Source organism: Marinobacter flavimaris (genome assembly GCF_002933295.1).
GTDB lineage: Bacteria > Pseudomonadota > Gammaproteobacteria > Pseudomonadales > Oleiphilaceae > Marinobacter > Marinobacter flavimaris.
This window is the reverse complement of the sequence record NZ_PSSW01000001.1, coordinates 750,009-768,252: the sequence shown is the minus strand read 5'-3', so window position 1 is coordinate 768,252 and position 18,244 is coordinate 750,009. Positions and strand designations below refer to the sequence as shown.

Annotated in this window: 17 protein-coding genes; 4 read left to right on the top strand and 13 right to left on the bottom strand. The window is 57.5% G+C overall.

The annotated features are described in order from the left end of the window. From MDHKLMBL_RS21385 to MDHKLMBL_RS03555, 8 genes are all read right to left on the bottom strand, one after another. Positions 1–124: carbamoyl phosphate synthase preATP-grasp domain-containing protein (locus MDHKLMBL_RS21385; RefSeq protein ID WP_419197283.1), on the bottom strand; the 124-nt coding region annotated here is incomplete at its 3' end. 10 nt (positions 125–134) lie between these two features. Continuing rightward, on the bottom strand, positions 135–1,619 hold the full coding sequence (gene prpD, locus MDHKLMBL_RS03585) for a 2-methylcitrate dehydratase (RefSeq protein WP_104270123.1): 1,485 nt from the start codon (positions 1,617–1,619) through the stop codon (positions 135–137). Positions 1,620–1,653: 34 nt separating this feature from the next. Further along, entirely contained in the window at positions 1,654–2,832 is a 1,179-nt protein-coding gene (prpF, locus tag MDHKLMBL_RS03580; protein WP_104270122.1) for a 2-methylaconitate cis-trans isomerase PrpF, read from the bottom strand. After that, positions 2,829–5,426, bottom strand: coding sequence for a Fe/S-dependent 2-methylisocitrate dehydratase AcnD (acnD, locus tag MDHKLMBL_RS03575; protein ID WP_104270121.1), 2,598 nt, complete (start codon positions 5,424–5,426; stop codon positions 2,829–2,831). The genes prpF and acnD overlap by 4 nt, the downstream gene beginning before the upstream one ends. Further along, on the bottom strand, positions 5,423–6,553 hold the full coding sequence (gene prpC, locus MDHKLMBL_RS03570) for a bifunctional 2-methylcitrate synthase/citrate synthase (RefSeq protein ID WP_104270120.1): 1,131 nt from the start codon (positions 6,551–6,553) through the stop codon (positions 5,423–5,425). Before prpC ends, acnD begins: the two co-directional genes overlap by 4 nt. A 73-nt stretch (positions 6,554–6,626) precedes the next feature. Continuing rightward, a complete protein-coding gene (prpB, locus tag MDHKLMBL_RS03565) occupies positions 6,627–7,514 on the bottom strand; it encodes a methylisocitrate lyase (protein WP_104270119.1) in 888 nt (295 codons plus the stop codon). Between the two features lie 61 nt (positions 7,515–7,575). Next, positions 7,576–8,256, bottom strand: coding sequence for a GntR family transcriptional regulator (locus MDHKLMBL_RS03560; protein ID WP_014577287.1), 681 nt, complete (start codon positions 8,254–8,256; stop codon positions 7,576–7,578). Positions 8,257–8,367: 111 nt separating this feature from the next. Continuing rightward, positions 8,368–9,954, bottom strand: coding sequence for an OpgD/OpgG family glucan biosynthesis protein (locus tag MDHKLMBL_RS03555; protein ID WP_199185477.1), 1,587 nt, complete (start codon positions 9,952–9,954; stop codon positions 8,368–8,370). 383 nt (positions 9,955–10,337) lie between these two features. On the opposite strand from MDHKLMBL_RS03555, the gene galU reads away from it, so the two are divergent. Next, positions 10,338–11,174 carry a UTP--glucose-1-phosphate uridylyltransferase GalU gene (galU, locus tag MDHKLMBL_RS03550; protein WP_104270118.1) on the top strand — a complete coding sequence of 279 codons (837 nt, stop codon included), beginning with the start codon at positions 10,338–10,340 and terminating at the stop codon, positions 11,172–11,174. A 16-nt stretch (positions 11,175–11,190) separates the two neighbouring features. On the opposite strand, the gene MDHKLMBL_RS03545 is transcribed toward galU, so the two are convergent. Then, a complete protein-coding gene (locus MDHKLMBL_RS03545) occupies positions 11,191–11,427 on the bottom strand; it encodes a hypothetical protein (RefSeq protein WP_088557098.1) in 237 nt (78 codons plus the stop codon). A 141-nt stretch (positions 11,428–11,568) separates the two neighbouring features. Here MDHKLMBL_RS03545 and MDHKLMBL_RS03540 point away from each other — a divergent pair, with 141 nt between their 5' ends. Further along, positions 11,569–12,441: a RibD family protein gene (locus MDHKLMBL_RS03540; protein WP_092029741.1), complete on the top strand. Its 873-nt coding sequence runs from the start codon at positions 11,569–11,571 to the stop codon at positions 12,439–12,441. Here the strand turns inward: MDHKLMBL_RS03540 and MDHKLMBL_RS03535 are convergent. The 4 genes from MDHKLMBL_RS03535 to MDHKLMBL_RS03520 are packed head-to-tail and all read right to left on the bottom strand — an operon-like array spanning position 12,425 to position 16,708. Beyond that, entirely contained in the window at positions 12,425–13,348 is a 924-nt protein-coding gene (locus MDHKLMBL_RS03535; RefSeq protein ID WP_092029743.1) for a lysylphosphatidylglycerol synthase transmembrane domain-containing protein, read from the bottom strand. The genes MDHKLMBL_RS03540 and MDHKLMBL_RS03535 overlap by 17 nt on opposite strands. Continuing rightward, positions 13,345–15,285, bottom strand: coding sequence for a glycosyltransferase family 4 protein (locus MDHKLMBL_RS03530; protein WP_092029745.1), 1,941 nt, complete (start codon positions 15,283–15,285; stop codon positions 13,345–13,347). Before MDHKLMBL_RS03530 ends, MDHKLMBL_RS03535 begins: the two co-directional genes overlap by 4 nt. After that, positions 15,272–15,670: a 6-pyruvoyl trahydropterin synthase family protein gene (locus MDHKLMBL_RS03525; protein WP_008171956.1), complete on the bottom strand. Its 399-nt coding sequence runs from the start codon at positions 15,668–15,670 to the stop codon at positions 15,272–15,274. Before MDHKLMBL_RS03525 ends, MDHKLMBL_RS03530 begins: the two co-directional genes overlap by 14 nt. Before the next feature lie 30 nt (positions 15,671–15,700). Next, positions 15,701–16,708: a zinc-dependent alcohol dehydrogenase gene (locus MDHKLMBL_RS03520; protein ID WP_104270117.1), complete on the bottom strand. Its 1,008-nt coding sequence runs from the start codon at positions 16,706–16,708 to the stop codon at positions 15,701–15,703. Between the two features lie 176 nt (positions 16,709–16,884). On the opposite strand from MDHKLMBL_RS03520, the gene MDHKLMBL_RS03515 reads away from it, so the two are divergent. Beyond that, on the top strand, positions 16,885–17,619 hold the full coding sequence (locus tag MDHKLMBL_RS03515; RefSeq protein WP_104270116.1) for a CDP-alcohol phosphatidyltransferase family protein: 735 nt from the start codon (positions 16,885–16,887) through the stop codon (positions 17,617–17,619). Then, positions 17,606–18,223 carry a YceI family protein gene (locus MDHKLMBL_RS03510; protein WP_104270115.1) on the top strand — a complete coding sequence of 206 codons (618 nt, stop codon included), beginning with the start codon at positions 17,606–17,608 and terminating at the stop codon, positions 18,221–18,223. The genes MDHKLMBL_RS03515 and MDHKLMBL_RS03510 overlap by 14 nt, the downstream gene beginning before the upstream one ends. Positions 18,224–18,244 lie beyond the last annotated feature (21 nt).

Genomic DNA, 18,244 nt, shown 5'->3' with positions numbered 1-18,244 from the left:
AACCCTCTTCGCGCAGCGCCTTGCAGGCCTGGGCTCCGGAGTAATCAAACTCGCACGCCTGCCCGATCACGATGGGGCCGGCGCCCAGGATCAGGATGCTTTGGATGTCGGTACGTTTTGGCACGCTTCCCTACTCAGATGACAAACAACTCCACAAACCCCTGAATCGCGGTATTCTCCAGGGTTTTCTGCTCCTTGCATAGATTGAAGATAGCGCTACATCGCCTTGCGGGGAAGCGGGTTGCAAGGTTAGCAACGAACTTTTCTTCCAGAAGCGGCATACCTTCCTTCCGACGACGACGATGACCTATCGGATACTCGACCGCAATCTTGTCCGTGTTCGAACCATCATTGAAAAACACCTGAATCGCATTGGCGATGGAGCGCTTTTCCGGTTCCAGATATTCCCGGGTATACCGCTCGTCCTCCACAACTTCCATTTTATCCCGAAGTTCATCAATTATCGGATTAGCCCGGTGGAAACTGTCTTCATAATGCTCCGCGGTGAGGCTACCAAAGGCAAGCGGAACGGCAGCCATATATTGCAGGCAATGATCACGATCTGCGGCGTTTGCCAGCTTCCCGACCTTGGAAATGATCCGGATCGCAGATTCATGAGTGGTGATCACGATCTTATTTATCTCGTTCAGTCGGTCTTTAACTTCCGGATGCAAGATAACAGCCGCTTCTGCCGCAGTTTGAGCATGGAATTCGGCAGGGAAGGAGATTTTGAAAAGGATGTTTTCCATTACGTAGGAACCGAATTCCTGTGGGAGCGAGAATTGGCGTTTATCCTCGGGTTTGAGCTTCTGATCTTTATTGGTTTTACTAAACAGAACGTCATAAAAGCCCCATTGGGGCGCTGTCAACACTCCCGGAACGCCCATTTCACCTCGCATTGCAATATCCGCCAACCGGACCGCCCGTGATGTGGCGTCACCCGCTGCCCAGGACTTCCGGGAGCCAGCGTTGGGAGCATGGCGGTAAGTCCTGAGGGATTGCCCGTCTACCCAGGCATGGGACAGTGCCGAAAGCAGCTGATCACGATCCGCGCCCATTAATCGGGAGGCCACCGCCGTTGAGGCCACTTTAACAAGCACCACATGGTCCAGCCCAACGCGATTAAAAGAGTTTTCGAGGGCCAGGACGCCTTGGATCTCATGAGCCATGATAATGGCTTCCAGAACGGTTCGCATTGTTAACGGCTCTTTGCCTTCAGCAACCCGTTTCTGCGAAAGGTGGTCTGCAACAGCCAGTATGGCACCCAGATTGTCCGATGGATGCCCCCATTCAGCCGCCAGCCATGTGTCGTTGTAGTCCAGCCAGCGAACGATGCAACCAATGTCCCACGCAGCCTTTACGGGGTCCAGCCGGTAAGGCGTTCCGGGCACACGGGCACCGTGCGGAACAATGGTGCCTTCGACGATTGGACCAAGATGTTTGGTGCATTCGGGAAAGCGCAGAGCCAGAAGACCACAACCGAGTGTATCCATCAGACAATATCGGGCGATATTCCAGGCTTCTTCGCTGGTTATTTCATAGGTAAGAACGTAATCCGCGATTTTCTGAAGGACTTCGTCATAATCAGGACGTTCATTGAGATCGAATGTTGCAGACATAGGGGAAGCCTCCTTGCCTCCACTATAGTTTCCGTCAAATGCTATCGCCAGGAACCCTCACCCAACCTTCCATCAAGACCCGCGCACTACGGCTCATAATGGCTTTGGTTGCGGTCCACTGACCATCCACTTCCTTCGCTTCTGCCCCCACACGTAAAGTGCCTGATGGGTGACCAAAGGTCACATGGGTACGGTCGCCACCGCCAGCAGCGAGGTTTACGAGGGTTCCGGGAACGGCCGACGCCGTGGCAATGGCCACCGCCGCGGTGCCCATCATGGCGTGGTGGAGCTTGCCCATGGACAGAGCTCGGACCAGGACATCCACATCCCCTGCCCCGATGTTCTTGCCGCTTGAAGAAACGTAATCCGAAGGCTTCGCCACAAAGGCCACTTTCGGGGTGTGCTGTCGATTGACGGCTTCTTCAATGTTCTGGATCAGCCCCATTTTTACCGCGCCGTAGGCCCGGATGGTTTCGAACATCGCCAGGGCCGCGGGATCGGAGTTGATGTCGTCCTGCAGCTCGGTGCCTTTGTATCCGATGTCCTCGGCGTTCACGAAGATGGTGGGGATGCCGGCATTGATCATGGTGGCTTTAAAGGTGCCTACGCCAGGCACTTCCAGGTCGTCCACCAGGTTGCCGGTGGGGAACATGGAGCCTTCGCCATCAGCCGGGTCCATGAATTCCACCTGCACTTCAGCGGCCGGGAAGGTCACGCCGTCGAGCTCAAAATCGCCGGTTTCCTGCACTTCACCGTTGGTGATGGGCACGTGGGCAACGATTGTTTTCTTGATGTTGGCCTGCCAGATGCGCACGGTGCAGGTGCCATTTTCCGGAATACAGTCTTTGGCCACAAAGCCGCCGTTGATGGCGAAAGCGCCTACGGCGGCAGTGAGGTTGCCGCAGTTACCGCTCCAGTCCACAAAGGGCTTGTCGATGGAGACCTGGCCGAACAGGTAGTCGACGTCGTGATCCGGCTGGGTGGGTTCTGCCAGGATCACAGTCTTGCTGGTGCTGGAGGTAGCACCGCCCATGCCGTCGATTTGCTTCTGGTAGGGGTCGGGGCTGCCGATCACCCGCAACAACAATTTGTCCCGGGCTTCGCCCGGGCTCTGGCAGGCTTCCGGCAAATCCTTCAGCCGGAAGAACACGCCTTTGCTGGTGCCGCCACGCATGTACGTGGCGGGGATCTTTATTTGTGGCTTGTGTGTCATGCCGCACCTTCCGATTGCAGGAAATCCTCGGCAAACCGCTGCAACACCCCACCAGCGCTGTAGATAGACACTTCTTCAGCGGTGTCCAGGCGGCAGACGACCGGAATGCGCTCGGTGCTGCCGTTCTTCCGATGAATGACCAGCGTGAGCTCTGCGCGAGGCGCAGGGGTGCCCTCCACGTCGTAGGTTTCGGTGCCGTCGATGCCAAGGGTCTTGCGAGTGGTGCCGTCCTCGAACTGCAGGGGCATCACGCCCATACCGATCAGGTTGGTGCGGTGAATCCGCTCGAAGCCTTCGGCCACGATGGCTTCTACGCCTGCCAGCGCGACGCCTTTGGCGGCCCAGTCACGGGACGAGCCCTGACCGTAGTCGGCACCGGCGATGATGATCAGCGGCTGCTTGCGCTCCATGTAGGTTTCGATGGCTTCCCACATGCGGACCACTTTGCCTTCCGGCTCGATGCGGGCCAGGGAGCCCTGCTTCACGTTGCCGTTTTCATCCCGAACCATTTCGTTGAAAAGTTTGGGGTTGGCAAACGTAGCGCGCTGGGCTGTCAGGTGATCACCGCGGTGGGTGGCGTAGGAGTTAAAGTCTTCCTCCGGCACGCCCATCTTGTGCAGGTACTCACCAGCGGCACTGTTCATCATGATCGCGTTTGAGGGCGACAGGTGGTCGGTGGTGATGTTGTCCGGCAACACCGCCAGCGGACGCATGCCCTTGAGGGTTTTCTCACCTACCATGCCACCTTCCCAGTAAGGTGGGCGACGGATGTAGGTGCTCTGGGGGCGCCACTCGTACAGCGGGTTGGTGTTGGCCTGGGCATCCCGGGTAATGTCGAACATCGGGATATAGGTGCTGCGGAACTGCTCCGGCTTCACGCTGGATTTCACGATGGCATCGATTTCCGCATCGTCCGGCCAGATGTCCTTCAGGGTGACGGGGTTGCCGTCTTGATCGTAGCCCAGGGCGTCTTTCTCGATATCGAAACGGATGGTGCCTGCAATCGCATAGGCAACCACCAGCGGCGGCGACGCCAGGAATGCCTGCTTGGCGTATGGGTGAATCCGGCCGTCGAAATTCCGGTTACCGGAGAGCACGGCAGTGGAGAACAGGTCGCGATCCATAATTTCCTGCGCGATCTTCGGATCCAGGGCGCCACTCATGCCGTTACAGGTCGTGCAGGCAAAAGCCACCACGCCAAAACCGAGCTGCTCCAGCTCAGGCAGGAGTTTGGCCTCTTCCAGGTACATCTTGACGGTTTTGGAGCCCGGCGCCAGGGAAGTTTTCACCCAGGGCTTCCGGGTCAGGCCCAGCTTGTTGGCGTTGCGGGCAATCAAGCCTGCAGCCACCATGTTGCGGGGGTTACTGGTATTCGTACAGCTGGTGATGGCGGCGATGATGCAGGCGCCATCCGGCATTTTGCCCTCTTCCTGTTCCCATTCACCGGCAATGCCACGCGCTGCCAGCTCGGAGGTAGGCAGGTGTGCGTGAGGGTTGGAGGGGCCTGCCAGTGTGCGAGTGACTTTGGACAGGTCAAACTTCAGCACGCGCTCGTATTCCGCGTTTTTCATGCTGTCGGCCCAGAGACCCGTTTCCTTGGCGAATTTCTCGACCAGGGCCACCTGATCGTCCTCGCGGCCGGTCAGCTTCAGGTAGTCGATGGTCTGACCGTCGATGTAGAACATCGCTGCGGTGGCGCCATACTCCGGAGTCATGTTGGAGATGGTGGCACGGTCGCCCACGCTGAGGCTGTCTGCGCCCTCACCATAGAACTCCAGGTATGCGCCGACCACTTTCTCCTTGCGCAGGAACTCGGTGATGGCCAGTACCATGTCGGTACTGGTGATGCCGGGCTGAAGTTTGCCAGTCAGCTCTACACCAACGATATCCGGCAGGCGCATCATGGAGGCACGCCCCAGCATAACGCTCTCGGCTTCCAGACCACCCACACCCACGGAAATAACGCCCAGGGCATCAACCATCGGGGTGTGACTGTCGGTACCGACACAGGTATCCGGGAAGGCTACGCCATCGCGGTTCTGTACCACCGGAGACATCTTCTCCAGGTTGATCTGGTGCATGATGCCGTTGCCGGGAGGGATCACGTCCACGTTTTTGAACGCGGTCTTGGTCCAGTTGATGAAGTGGAAACGGTCATCGTTTCGACGGTCTTCAATCTCACGGTTCTTCTCGAACGCGTCCTTCTCGAAGCCGGCGTGCTCCACGGCCAACGAGTGATCCACGATCAGCTGGGTCGGAACCACAGGATTGACCTTGGCGGGGTCACCGCCCTTCTCGGCAATGGCGTCACGCAAACCTGCGAGATCCACCAGAGCGGTCTGGCCAAGAATGTCGTGGCATACCACGCGGGCCGGATACCAGGGGAAATCCAGGTCGCGCTTGCGTTCGATCAGCTGTTTCAGGGAATCCGTCAGCACCTCAGGATCGCACCGGCGAACCAGTTGCTCAGCCAGGATCTTGGAGGTGTACGGGAGCTTGTCGTACGCGCCGGCCTGGATGTCTTCAACGGCCTGGCGAGTATCGAAATAGTCCAGGTCGGTACCTGGCAGACTCTTGCGGTATTCAGTGTTCATGGCCGCTCCTCAATCGGAACCCACTTGGCATCCGCCGGGCCGGTGTAATCGGCGCTTGGGCGAATGATGCGGTTGTTCTCACGCTGTTCTTTCACGTGGGCGGTCCAGCCGGATACCCGGGACATCACGAAGATTGGGGTGAACAATTCGGTTGGAATGCCCATGAAGTGGTAGGCGGATGCGTGGAAGAAGTCCGCGTTACAGAACAGTTTCTTCTCGCGCCACATAACCGCTTCACAGCGCTCGGATACCGGATACAGCACGGTATCGCCCACTTCTTCCGCCAGCTTCTTGGACCACTGCTTGATGATGGCGTTCCGCGGGTCGGACTCCTTATAAATCGCGTGACCGAAGCCCATGATCTTTTCTTTCCGCTCAAGCATGCCCATCAGGCCTTCTTCGGCCTCTTCCGGGGTCTTGAACTTCTGGATCAGCGCCATGGCGGCCTCGTTGGCACCGCCGTGCAGAGGACCGCGCAGTGAACCGATCGCACCGGTCACACAGCTGTGAATGTCAGAAAGTGTGGAGGCACACACGCGGGCGGTGAACGTGGAGGCGTTGAACTCGTGCTCTGCGTACAGGATCAGAGAGACGTTCATCACGCGCTCGTGCAGTTCGCTGGGCTTCTTGCCGTGAAGCAGCTCCAGGAAATGGCCGCCGATGGAATCCACGTCGCTCTCGGTTTCGATCCGAACGCCTTCGTGGGCGAAGCGATACCAGTAGGTGATAATGGACGGGAACACCGCCAGCATACGGTCGATCTTGTCGTCCTGCTCGCTGAAATCTTCTTCGGTTTCCAGGTTACCCAGCATGGAGCAGCCGGTACGCATCACGTCCATCGGGTGCGCGTCTTTGGGGATCTGCTCAAGCACGGTTTTCAGGGCAGCCGGCAGGCCACGCAGGCTCTGGAGTTTTTTGGTATAGGCATCCAGCTCTTGGCGATTCGGCAGTTTGCCCCGAAGCAGAAGGTAAGCGATTTCTTCAAACTGGGCTTTTTCAGCCAGATCTGCGATGTCGTAGCCGCGGTATGTCAGGCCGGCGCCGCTTTTGCCGACGGTGCACAGAGCCGTTTCGCCAGCTACCTGGCCACGGAGGCCTGCGCCACTCAGTTGTTTTGCTTCAGCCATTGTTGTCTCCCATCTTTATCTTGTTTGGACAATGGGGTCAGATAACACGGTCATCTGACCCCAATCGCAGTCGTTAGCCTTTGCTCTGCTGGAACAGCTGGTCCAGCTTCTGCTCGAAATCGTGGTAGTTCAGGAAATCGTACAGCTCCATACGGGTCTGCATCATATCAACCACGTCTTTCTGGTCGCCCTTCTCCAGGATGTTCTGGTAAACAGTCAGAGCGGCCTTGTTCATGGCGCGGAAGGCGCTGAGCGGGTACAGAACCATGTCGGCGCCGGCTTCGGCCAGTTCCTTGCGGTTGTATAGCGGTGTGGCACCAAATTCGGTGATGTTGGCCAGGATGGGTACGTCCAGAGCTTCGGAGAAGGCCTTGTAGTGCTCAAGTTCCGTAACCGCTTCGGCAAAGATGCCGTCGGCGCCGGCTTCAATGCAGGCCTTGGCGCGCTCGATAGCGGCTTCGAGGCCCTCTTTTTGGAACGCGTCGGTACGGGCCATGATAAAGAAGTCTTTGTCTTCCCGGGCATCCACGGCGGCCTTGATGCGGTCGACCATCTCCTCCTGCGACACGATTTCCTTGTTCGGGCGGTGACCACAGCGTTTCTGGGCAACCTGGTCTTCGATGTGGACAGCGGCTGCACCGGCACGCTCCATCTCGCGGATGGTGCGGCCGATGTTGAAAGCACCACCCCAGCCGGTATCAATATCAACCAGCAAAGGTACGTCGGTAGCTGCGGTAATTCGGCGAACGTCCTCGACCACATCGTTCATGGAGGTCATGCCCAGATCCGGCAAACCGTAGGAGGCGTTAGCGACGCCGCCACCGGAAAGATAAATGGCCTGATGACCCACTTTCTCGGCCATCATAGCGGCGTAGGCGTTGATGGTTCCGACAATCTGAAGGGGCTGGTTGTCTTTGAGCGCTTTGCGGAAGCGGGCGCCGGGGCTGAGTTTGTTGGACATGGTGTTGGCCTCTCTTGGTTATTCGTAAATTTGTGCGTGAAATCGGGGTCTGACCCCTTGTTCAAATTGTGAGCTCGCCTTCCTCGATCTTTCTCTCGATGTTCTGTCTTGCTGCGTTGATATGGCGTTTCATCAGAAATTCGGCGAGTTCCCCATCGCGCTGGGCGATGGCCTCGACGATACGGCGGTGTTCACCCAGTGCCCGCTGGGGGCGCCCGGTGGAGGTGCTGAGACGGTAACGGTACATCCGTACCATGTAATAAAGATCACCCAGCAGCATCTGGGCAAGTTTGGTATTGCGGCTACCGGTGGCGATTCTGTGGTGGAAGTCGTAATCCCCTTCGGCCTGGTAATAGGCCTGGCCCTGGGCTTCATCGATCATGCGTTCGTGGGTGTCGAGGGTGGCCTGAAGGTCGGCAATTTCCTGGTCGGTCATGCGCTCGGCGGCCTGTCGAGCGGCCAGCCCCTCCATGACTTCGCGTATGCGGTAGAGCTCCATTAACTCGGATGCGCTGACTGAAACCACCTTGACGCCGGCGTGGGGACGGCGCACCAGAAGGCCGCGGGATTCAAGACGGCCCAGCGCTTCCCGGAGCGGGCCACGCGTGAGGTTAAAACGGGAACAAAGCTCCAGTTCGCCGATCTTCTCGCCGGGCGCCAGTTCCCCTTTGACGATTGCCGTTTGCAGACAATCGAAAGCCTCGTCGGCGCGGGTGTAGGTAGTAGACAGTAACTCAGCCATAGTTTGTCAACAAAACCGGGTTGATTTTGAGCAAAGCTACGCTTGAGCGATCATATTGTCAACAATATTGGCTAAATTGAGCTGCAGATTGTTTACAATAGGCAGAGCCAATCAGTAGATCTGGCGTTCGTCGACCGGTGGCGGAGTGTACTGATATAGCCAGGTCTCCGTCAGCGGCTCGCCGCCCAGCCTGAGGTACAGGCGGATATTGACAGGTTCAGTGGAATCATCTGGCACGAGGTCAAACATGGCCCGGTAGCCATTGATTGCAGACAATGGTCTTGCGGAAGTGATTTCGACGTCTCCGCGGCTCACGCTTATGACCGTCTCTACCCCTGCATCCTTGGCGAGCATTTGAAGCGCGCCGCCGGCGAAATCAACGGCAAAGCGCCAAGAGAAATAGGTGCGCTCCTGACCCACAACACCGCCCAGCCCGGTCCTGGTTGCCTGCACAGTGGCTAATTCATATGGTTGCAACGGAGCTTGCTCGCCCCAGTGCAGGCGGTAGCTGTAGAGGTATTCCCGGCCTGGCAACAGAGGTTCCTGCGGGCGCCAGAAGGCGACGATGTTGTCGAAGGTTTCATCCACGGTAGGGATTTCCACCAGATCAACACTGCCCCGCCCCCAGTCTCCCCGGGGCTCCACCCAGAGGCTGGGCCGGCGATCGTAAAACACGCCATCATCCTGGTAGTGGTCGAAATCCCTGTCCCGCTGGAGCAGGCCAAAGCCGACGGGATTGTTGTCCTGAAAAGTGTTGAACCGGAGATTGACGGGATTCACCAGCGGCCGCCACAACCACTCGCCGTTGCCGTTGCGAATTGCGAGGCCGTCAGAATCGTGTATTTCCGGACGCCAGTCGTAGCCCATGCGATCATCATTTTCGCCCACCTGGTACATGCTGGTCAGCGGTGCAATGCCCGCCCGGGTAATTTCTGTTCTCGGATAGAGTGCCGCATCCACATCCATGACCATGTTGCGCCCCGGGTCGAGCACAAACGAGTAGGCGCCGGTGGTACTGGGGGAATCCAACAGAGCCCATACCCTGAGTTGCTGGCTGCCCGGGGCCGGTTTCTCCAGCCAGAACTCGGAAAACCGGGGAAACTCTTCTTTGCGATCCATGCCGGTATCAATGGCCAGCCCTCTGGCCGACAGGCCGTACTGCATCTCCGAGCCCACCGCCCGAAAGTAACTGGCGCCCAGGAAGGCGGCGAGATCCAGGGCAAAGTTTTTATGGTAGTGGATCCGAAAACCGGCGTAGCCCAGGTCTTCTGGCAAATCGCCCAGGGGCTGATCGCCGTTGTACCGGAACAGATCCTGTCGATAGGCCAGTTCCGTTGCCTCGCCATCAGTGACTTCATGGATTTTTACGGGTTGTTGGAAATACAGCCCAAGGTGGAAGAGCTGAATCTGGAAAGCAGTGTCGTCGTCGCGCCAGAGCGCCCGGTCGGACCTGAAGGCGATGGCCTGATAGTCATCCCAGGAAATGGATTTCAGTGATTGGGGCAATTCATCCTTATGAGAGACATACGCCTCAGCTGCCAGTGCCCGGGCCCGACCTTTGAGCCAGGCGTAGTTGAAGGCACGGGGACTGCTACCAGCAACTGGTTGGAGGCCGGCACCGTTCACCAGAGGCGACAGTGGTAACGCGCCGGCACTTACCAGTGCTCCGAGCCCCTTGATCAGCGTTCGTCTGTCCATTGTTCTCGCCCCTCCTGTGCCGGGCCATAGATTGCCATAGAGAAGATCACGTGGACTATGTACGAACAATAAAAGGTAGAGAGCCTATCCGGGCAAGGAACCCACGCCGCCGGAAGCGCACCAAAATAGTGCAATCAGGCAAGGAGGATCGCACTAAGAGACCTCTGATCAGAGAAATTTTTGGTGATGGTAAACCTGAAGAACCCTCCTCTAAAGGGCCATAGCTCTTTGCTAGAACGTACAATTTCCATCACGCCCCTGCATTTGTCGTTACAACTTGGGTAAACTCGGCACACTTTGTGATAGAACACTTGTTAATAGGCTTACGCAAAGGCGTTAAGCAGCCCACAGGGCGTGAAACCGACCATCAAAGGACGAACGATATGATCAAAAAATGCCTGTTTCCCGTCGCCGGCTACGGCACCCGCTTTCTTCCGGCCACCAAGGCGATGCCCAAGGAGATCCTGCCGGTAGTGAACAAACCCCTGGTTCAGTACGGCGTTGAGGAAGCCTCCGAAGCAGGTATTCACGAATTCGGCTTCGTGACCGGTCGGGGCAAGCGCGCTATCGAAGATCATTTCGACATCAGCTACGAGCTCGAACAACAGATTGCCGGCTCGGGTAAGGAAGAGCTGCTGACCTCCATCCGCGAACTGATCGACCACAACAGTTTTGCCTTCACTCGGCAGAATGAGATGAAGGGCCTCGGCCACGCCATACTGACTGGTCGCAATCTGGTGGGTGACAACCCGTTTGCGGTCGTGCTGGCGGATGACTTTTGCATTGGCCCCGATGGTGAAGATGGCGTCCTGGCGCAAATGGTGAAGCTCTACAACCAGTTCCGCTGCTCTATTGTAGCCATAGAAGAAGTGCCGGCTGATGAAACCCACAAGTACGGGGTGATCGCCGGTGAATCCATGAAAGATGGCCTCTACCGGATCACAGACATGGTAGAAAAGCCGGCTCCGGAAGATGCGCCCAGCAACCTCGCCATTATCGGCCGCTATATTCTCACGCCGGATATCTTCGAAATTATTGAGAAGACCCCGGCGGGCAAGAACGGTGAAGTCCAGATCACCGATGCCCTTCTCGAGCAGGCGAAAAACGGTTGCGTACTGGCTTATCAGTTCAAAGGGCGCCGGTTCGATTGCGGCAGCATTGATGGCTTCGTGGAAGCCACCAACTACGTTTACGAGAATATCTACAAAAAAGGCAAATAAGGCATCTTGGGCGGGATCAGTTGCCCAGGATTTGCAGAATCATTCGCCGGTTTTCCGCACTGGTCCTGCGGAACCGGCGAAGAAGCTCCGCTTCTTCCGTGGTCAACTGGACCTTATCAAGGACTTGTTCCAGCTCATCCAGCGACTCCAGAAGTTCGTCGCTCTTATCCAGGGCAATACCGGGCAGCTCGAGTTGCCCATGGTCCTCAGGCTTTTCTGGCTCCCAGTGCTGAATGGGTTGCGCATGCTGCATGGCCACTTACCTCGTCATCCAAGCCGGGATACTCGTCCCGATAATGCCCTGCGAAGTGAATCAATCCAGAAATGTAACGTACATATAGCTTTGCACACAATCTGCCTATACTGAAGATGGCAACAACCAAACAGGCTAATTATGGCGGCAAGAACTCTGGATATCGACTCGGCATGGGAGTTGGTGCTTAGCGCAGTTAACCGCAGCAATGTGACACTGCCATTGCCGGGAACCGACAAAGAAGCGGTAAAACTCAACGGCCACGGGGCTTGGCACCTGATGCAACCGGCGACGGGTGAGGCGAAGGATCTGCTCGCGGTATTCCTACCCCTTTGTCGGCCCGTGCCAGATAACGGCAGCCCCAAAGTTATTGGTCAGTTGGGCCAGAGCCTGGACGGACGCATTGCCACGGTTACCGGTCGCTCCCGTTTCATCAACGGCGACGATGGAATTACCCATCTGCACCGGATCCGAGCAGTGTCGGATGCGGTTGTTGTTGGAGCCGGAACCGCAACTACAGACAATCCCCGGTTGACCGTTCGCCGCACCAGTGGCCGCAACCCCGTGCGCGTGGTCATTGACCGTCACCATCGCGTACCGGACAGCCATGACCTGTTCACCGATGGCGAAGCTCCCACCCTGCGGTTGGTGGCGGGTACTTACGAGAAAGCGAAGAATCCATCGATCGGTTCCGGAGTTACTGAGATTCCCTGTCTCGGGGATGCCGAATCCGAAGATGCCGTCGATCCGAGAGTGATCCTCGAGGTTCTCGCAGACCTGGGGCTGAAAAAAGTCTTTGTGGAAGGGGGCGGTGTTACCGTTTCGTGCTTCCTGAACGCCGGCTTGCTGGACCGCCTGCACGTGATGGTTGCGCCCATGATCATTGGCAGCGGCAGGCCAGCTTTCTCGCTTCCCGAGATCGATTTTTTGGATGATGCCTTGCGACCTCGCGCCCAACTTATAAACCTCGGCAGCGATATGCTCTTCGACCTCGATTTTACCCGTGATGTGTAGGTCGAAAAAAAGCAGCCCCTGGCAGACTGGACACCAACACCAACGCCCCGTACCCAACGCTCAGTGCCACGCCCTGCTCCGCGGGCAATCCCGCCATTGGCCATAACAAGGCTGCAGCGCCCTCGCGGATGCCCCAACCGGCAACCGTCAGCGGTATTACCATACTCAGCAGCAGAATACTGCCCAGACTGACAATGATGGCCGCCGACTCTGTGCTTTCGATATAGCCTGCGCCCCAGGCCAGGCAGAGAAACACCCCAAGATAGCTCGCCAGCACCAGTAAAGATGAACCGATCTGTACCGGCAACACCGTTCGGTTTAGCAAAGACTGGTAGAGATCCTGTCTGAGCCGCTGAAGATAAGCCGCCAGCCCGGTTTTCAGGGCCAACCAGAGTGCAAGAAACACCGCAATAACGCCGACGCCCAGCCAGAACCCGCCATTCCATTGACCAGCCGTTACCCGTCCGGAACCGAGCAACCAGCTGACCGATATGACAACCACCAGCGCCAAAACCAGTTGGCCTGAAAGTCGCTCGATGGCCACCCCGTGCACCGCGGAGAGGCGCTCTCCGGCGCCGCTGCCATGTCGCCAGGCCCGGTTTACGTCGCCGAGCACACCTCCCGGCAACACCTGGTTCAGAAACGTCGCCAGATAGTACTCCCGCACCGCTACACCATAGGCCAGGGGCAGCCCGAGCCGTTCGACGGTGTAACGCCATCGCCAGGCGGACAACGCCACCTGAAAGACCGTAAGCGCCAGTGCGGGAACCAGGACATAAGGAGAAAAGCGGGCAAGCTCCTGCCAGAGCTCACCTGCATCGATAGAGCGGATCACGAATCCGATCACCAGAACCGTGAATAACCAACGGGCAGCCAACTTCACCTGCCTTTGACGCAGTTCGGTCAAGGCAATGCCTCAGGTGGCAACGCCAGCAGATCCAGATGTCTCACAACAATCGTCAGATCCCCTTCGGATAACTGGTGATTGCGTCTCTCCAGCCAGCGTGACAATCGGTCCGCCTCGTGAGGTGACTGCTCAATGGCCGCGTCGATCCAGCCCTGCATCAGCATTTTGGCCAATGCGTGATCCCTGCCATCCAGCATCCAGGGGGATTCCGCCAGTTCAACCCGGTAACCTTCGGCAACCAGCAGGTCTTGCAACACAGTGCTGGCCTCCGGCCCCAGCGCGGCACCAATTCCCTTGTCGCCGTGCTGGTGCCGATTCACCAGAGTCTTTACCAGCTCATCATCAGGATGCTCGGGAGCCAGCTCAAAGTGACCGGCGTAGCTCAACACAATGAGCATCGCGGACTTCCTTCTTGCGGCTGCCAGGGCTAACGCATTCAGCCATGGCTCGGAAACCAGATCAATCAGTGCTGACGCTGTTATCAGGTCCGCCTCACGGGGCAGTTGTTGCTCCATGTTTTCCGACGTCAACTGAACCGTGCGGGTTTCAAACGGCACATCCAGGCGGTCCACACGCTGTCCGGCCTCCCGCAATAATGCAGAATCCTGATCCAGTGCCAGCCAGGTTTGAGGCACCTGCAGCGCAGGCACCAGGAAAAGCGCGTTTGAGCCACGACCGGTTCCAATGTCGACAATTTGCATCGGGTAGTGGCTCTCGGGCGACAAGCCATCATAACGATTCAGCAACCATTGATTGAGCTGATCGGTCAGCCCTTGTGAGCGAGCCCGGTGATCCGCTGCTTCCCGGGCTGCCAGCCATGTGCTCTCGAATTCCGAATGCTGGTGCAGATGCGTGGAAAGGCCACTGAAATAGTGCAGCGCTTCTAAGACATCTTTGCCGGTATCCGCCCATGAGCGGATTCGGCGGGATTCCCTCGCGGCAAGTTTACGGGCGTGCTCAAGCTGTTCCGGATGTTCCAGCCAGTTCCTGAGGCGCGCCTCAAGGGCCCTGACATCGCCCGCACAATACTGAACCACACCAGGCCTGGCGGAGGTGTTGGCAAGGGCGCCGCCATCGGAGGAAATAACGGGTAGCCCTTCCGCCAGCGCCTCATCAATCACCATGCCATAGCCCTCGTACAGGGAAGGCAGTACAAAGAGATCCGCCTTGCGGTAGAGCTCGGCCAGCCCGGCTTCTTCGACTTCCCCTGCCAGCGCAATCCTGTCTTCAAGGCCCGCTTCTGCAATCGCCTGGCGAACCTGCTGGCTGTATTCCGGATCACGACTGTAAGACCCTGCCAACGTGCATTGCCACGACACGCCCTTCAGGTTTTCCAGCGCCTCCACCAATTGATGCTGGGCCTTTCGGGGTGACAGATGAGCAACGCACAGAATGTGAGGGGTACCAGTTTGCGACGACTGATCACAGCCTCTGGGGTTCGCGGCTCGGGTGACGCCCGGCTCGGCAACCCTGATCCTCTCAGCCGGCACCTCGTAATCCGCCAGGCGAGCGGCGGTGTGTTGGCTGGTGGTGATCACCCCGTTTACAAATCCGAGCGCACGCGTTTCTGAATCAAAAAACCACTGTCTATTGGCTTCGCTGATCCCCGTTTCATCAGCCAGGGGGTGGTGTACCAGCGCGATCAGATTGAGGCGTGGAGAATGCTTTTCAACAATCTCCGGCAGCCCCCCCATGGCAAGACCATCGAGTACCACAGAGGCGCCATCAGGCAGACTCGCGAGCTTCTTATCCATCCCATTACGGGCAACCCTGTCCGGGCGTGGAAACTGCCCGGGCAACCCACTGACCCGGGCTCTGCAACCGGCGTCGCCCAGGGCTTCCACGAGCTTGCGGACATACCGGTAGCCGCCCGTGTTCTGTTCCGGATCACCCGGAACAATAAACTCCAGGAAGCCCGGTTTGTCAGATTCCGGCATGGTAGCTTGCCCAGGCAATGTGGGATTCCGAGAGGGTGACTTTCAGGCTGACAATCCCTTCTCCTGTCTCGCCAAGACGGCCACCGTGAATGGCTGCCGCCATACGATCGAAAACCAGTTTGGCCATGAATTCGGTGGTGGTATTCCGGCCACGCAGTTCCGGCAGCTCGTCCAGGTTCTGCATATTGAATTCGGAGAGAATGCTTTTGAGAAGCTCGGAAGCCAGGCCTATGTCGACGACCAGGTCGTCCTTATCCAGTTGGTGACGCTCAAAGGTCACGTCGACCACATAGGTGGCACCATGAACCTTCTGCGCAGGACCAAAGATCTCTCCGTTGAAGCTGTGGGCAATCATCATGTGGTCCCGGACCGTCAAACCGAACATAGTCTCTCCTTAGCAGGCAATTTTGGATTTTCAGTAAACAACGCGATGGCACAGAGTATCCCGGCCATCGATCAGAATTCGCGCCATGGATTTTGGTAGATCATCAAACTTGCATTCGCCGGTAATCAGCACATCCAGCGCTTCGTTCTGGAGCAATTCCAATGCGAGCGCCAGGCGTTTGCGATAGTCCCACCGTGGAACTCGAGATGGCACTATCTGGCCCACCTGGCTGGATTTCAGGGTCAGACGCCGCGGATGGAATGCGGCCCCCAACGGTGCAGATACCAGCTGATCCCCGTACCAGCTCATTTCCACAATGGTCGCCTCCTGCCCTGCCAGCCCAAGAGCGGTCTCCAGGCCCGAGGGGTGGCCACTGGCATGGATAACAAGGTCGTGATCATCAGGGGCCGACTCACTGCTGAAGGTCAAACCGAGCTGTTCGGCAACGGCCTGTCTCTCTGGATTCGTATCGATCGCGGTGACACGGGCTCCCGGGATACGACTCGCCAGCCAGGCGACGAGCAGGCCAACAACACCAAGACCAACCACGGCGATGCGGTCACCGACTGCTGGCGCTCCATCCCAGAGGCCGTTTACAGCGGTTTCCATGTTGGCGGCAAGTATTGCTCGCTCGGCGGGCAAGTCTTTGGGCAACGGCGTCAACGCCGACGCCGGCACCCGGTAGCAATTCTGATGCGGATAAAGGCAGAACACCGTTTGGCCCACTAACTCTGCAGGCCCTTCCACTACTTTGCCGACGCTGGCGTAGCCGTACTTTACCGGACAGGGAAAATCTCCCTCCTGAAACGGCGCCCGCATGGCTGCGTATTCGCTCTTTGGTACCCGGCCATGGAAAACCAGTGATTCCGTGCCCCGACTGATACCCGAATACAGCGCCTGAACCGTGACCAATTCGTCCTTCTGCTCGTCATCAGAGGTAACCAGTGGCGTTTCCAGAATCTCGCCCTTGCCGGCGCCGGTTACCCACCAGGCTCGTGCCATCGATTCGGTGTTCGGCTCATCAGGGTCGCGATGCAAAAGGATCTCCTTTTTGGCAGTTTTTCAAACGTGCTGGTCGTCGCCCTGCACGGGCTGAACCTTCAGGTCTGAACACGGTCTATGCTCGTAAGCATGATCAGTTATACCAACTATAGTCAGTGTACAGCGCATCCGGGGTATTTGATGCCTGCAAACCTATACGCTGGAGTTCATTGATGGATTCTAACGGCCATTCAGCGTCGCAAAGGATGCCACTTTCCCTGGATCTCGTCTGGGGCTCGGGGCTTGTCGCCCTGTTCTGCGCAGCCACCGGCTGGTTAACCCAGCCCCCCGTCCTTTTCTACTTCTTGGCAGCGGCGCTTTACCTGGCCGTTTGTGCCCTGATCATCCGGTTCTGGCCCGAAACCCGGGATTTCGGATGGGCAAACCGGGCGACGCTGCTGAGAGGCAGTCTGGTGATAGTCCTGGTGGCTCTGGCCCCCTTTGCCGACCACCTCTCTGACAGCCTCTGGCTCTACGGATGGATGGCATTGCTGGCACTGGTTCTGGATGGCGTAGACGGAAAAGTCGCCAGGGCTACCGACTCCCAGAGCGAATTTGGCGCCCGCTTCGACATGGAACTGGATGCCCTGTTTATTCTCGGCCTCAGCGTGGCTGTCCTGGCATTGGGCAAGGCTGGTCCCTGGGTGTTGGCCCTGGGCCTTATTCGCTATGCCTTCGTTATTGCGACTCACATCCTGGACTGGCTGAATGCCCCACTGCCGGAGAGCTTCAGACGCAAGACGGTTTGCGTTTGGCAAATCGTTACCCTGCTGGTGGCCGTGTTGCCGCCGGTCAATGCGCTATTCGCCAGTATCACGCTTGCAACTGCTCTCGCACTGCTTGTGTGGTCGTTTTTCCTGGATATTCACTGGCTTTATCAGAGGAGACATCACCATGATGTTCATTAAACGGAAAACCCTTACCCGTTCTGCCATTGCCCTGCCTGCTGCTATCGCACTGAGCCCGGCAGCCATGGCCGAGCCGAGAAACTTTGTTGTCGACGACGAACACTTTTCAATGTTCTTCGAAATCATGCACATCGGCTACGCCCCGGTGATGGGGATGTTCCGCGAAGTAGAGGGACAATTCGTTTACGACGAAGAAGCCAGGGAGCTCGAATCTGGTCAATTGGTGTTCCAGAGCGACAGTGTGTACACCAATCACAAGAAGCGTGACGAACACGTTCGCAACGAGGATTTCCTCGACGCCGACGAGTATCCTGAAATTACCTTTACTATTACCGACTTCGAAACGACTGGCGAAAACACGGGCAAAGTAACCGGCGATCTGGAGTTACTTGGCCAGAAACGCCCCGTGGTGCTGGATGTGACCCTTAACAAGGCAGACGTCTACCCCTTTGGCCATGAGGAATACACACTGGGCATCAGCGCCTCCACCACTCTGAAACGCAGTGAATGGGGCATGACCTACGGCCTTGATGGCGCGATGGTCGGTGATGAAGTGAAATTGCATTTTGGCTTCGAGGCCATTCGGGAATCCGGCATGTTCTGATTACCGGCGAATCGGAATGTG

What these genes read in the sequence shown, in the direction of transcription:
- prpD (WP_104270123.1), bottom strand. Translation starts at nt 1,619, where the DNA reads ATGTCTGCAACATTCGATCTCAATGAACGTCCTGATTATGACGAAGTC.
- prpF (WP_104270122.1), bottom strand. Translation starts at nt 2,832, where the DNA reads ATGACACACAAGCCACAAATAAAGATCCCCGCCACGTACATGCGTGGC.
- acnD (WP_104270121.1), bottom strand. Translation starts at nt 5,426, where the DNA reads ATGAACACTGAATACCGCAAGAGTCTGCCAGGTACCGACCTGGACTAT.
- prpC (WP_104270120.1), bottom strand. Translation starts at nt 6,553, where the DNA reads ATGGCTGAAGCAAAACAACTGAGTGGCGCAGGCCTCCGTGGCCAGGTA.
- prpB (WP_104270119.1), bottom strand. Translation starts at nt 7,514, where the DNA reads ATGTCCAACAAACTCAGCCCCGGCGCCCGCTTCCGCAAAGCGCTCAAA.
- MDHKLMBL_RS03560 (WP_014577287.1), bottom strand. Translation starts at nt 8,256, where the DNA reads ATGGCTGAGTTACTGTCTACTACCTACACCCGCGCCGACGAGGCTTTC.
- MDHKLMBL_RS03555 (WP_199185477.1), bottom strand. Translation starts at nt 9,954, where the DNA reads ATGGACAGACGAACGCTGATCAAGGGGCTCGGAGCACTGGTAAGTGCC.
- galU (WP_104270118.1), top strand. Translation starts at nt 10,338, where the DNA reads ATGATCAAAAAATGCCTGTTTCCCGTCGCCGGCTACGGCACCCGCTTT.
- MDHKLMBL_RS03545 (WP_088557098.1), bottom strand. Translation starts at nt 11,427, where the DNA reads ATGCAGCATGCGCAACCCATTCAGCACTGGGAGCCAGAAAAGCCTGAG.
- MDHKLMBL_RS03540 (WP_092029741.1), top strand. Translation starts at nt 11,569, where the DNA reads ATGGCGGCAAGAACTCTGGATATCGACTCGGCATGGGAGTTGGTGCTT.
- MDHKLMBL_RS03530 (WP_092029745.1), bottom strand. Translation starts at nt 15,285, where the DNA reads ATGCCGGAATCTGACAAACCGGGCTTCCTGGAGTTTATTGTTCCGGGT.
- MDHKLMBL_RS03525 (WP_008171956.1), bottom strand. Translation starts at nt 15,670, where the DNA reads ATGTTCGGTTTGACGGTCCGGGACCACATGATGATTGCCCACAGCTTC.
- MDHKLMBL_RS03515 (WP_104270116.1), top strand. Translation starts at nt 16,885, where the DNA reads ATGGATTCTAACGGCCATTCAGCGTCGCAAAGGATGCCACTTTCCCTG.
- MDHKLMBL_RS03510 (WP_104270115.1), top strand. Translation starts at nt 17,606, where the DNA reads ATGATGTTCATTAAACGGAAAACCCTTACCCGTTCTGCCATTGCCCTG.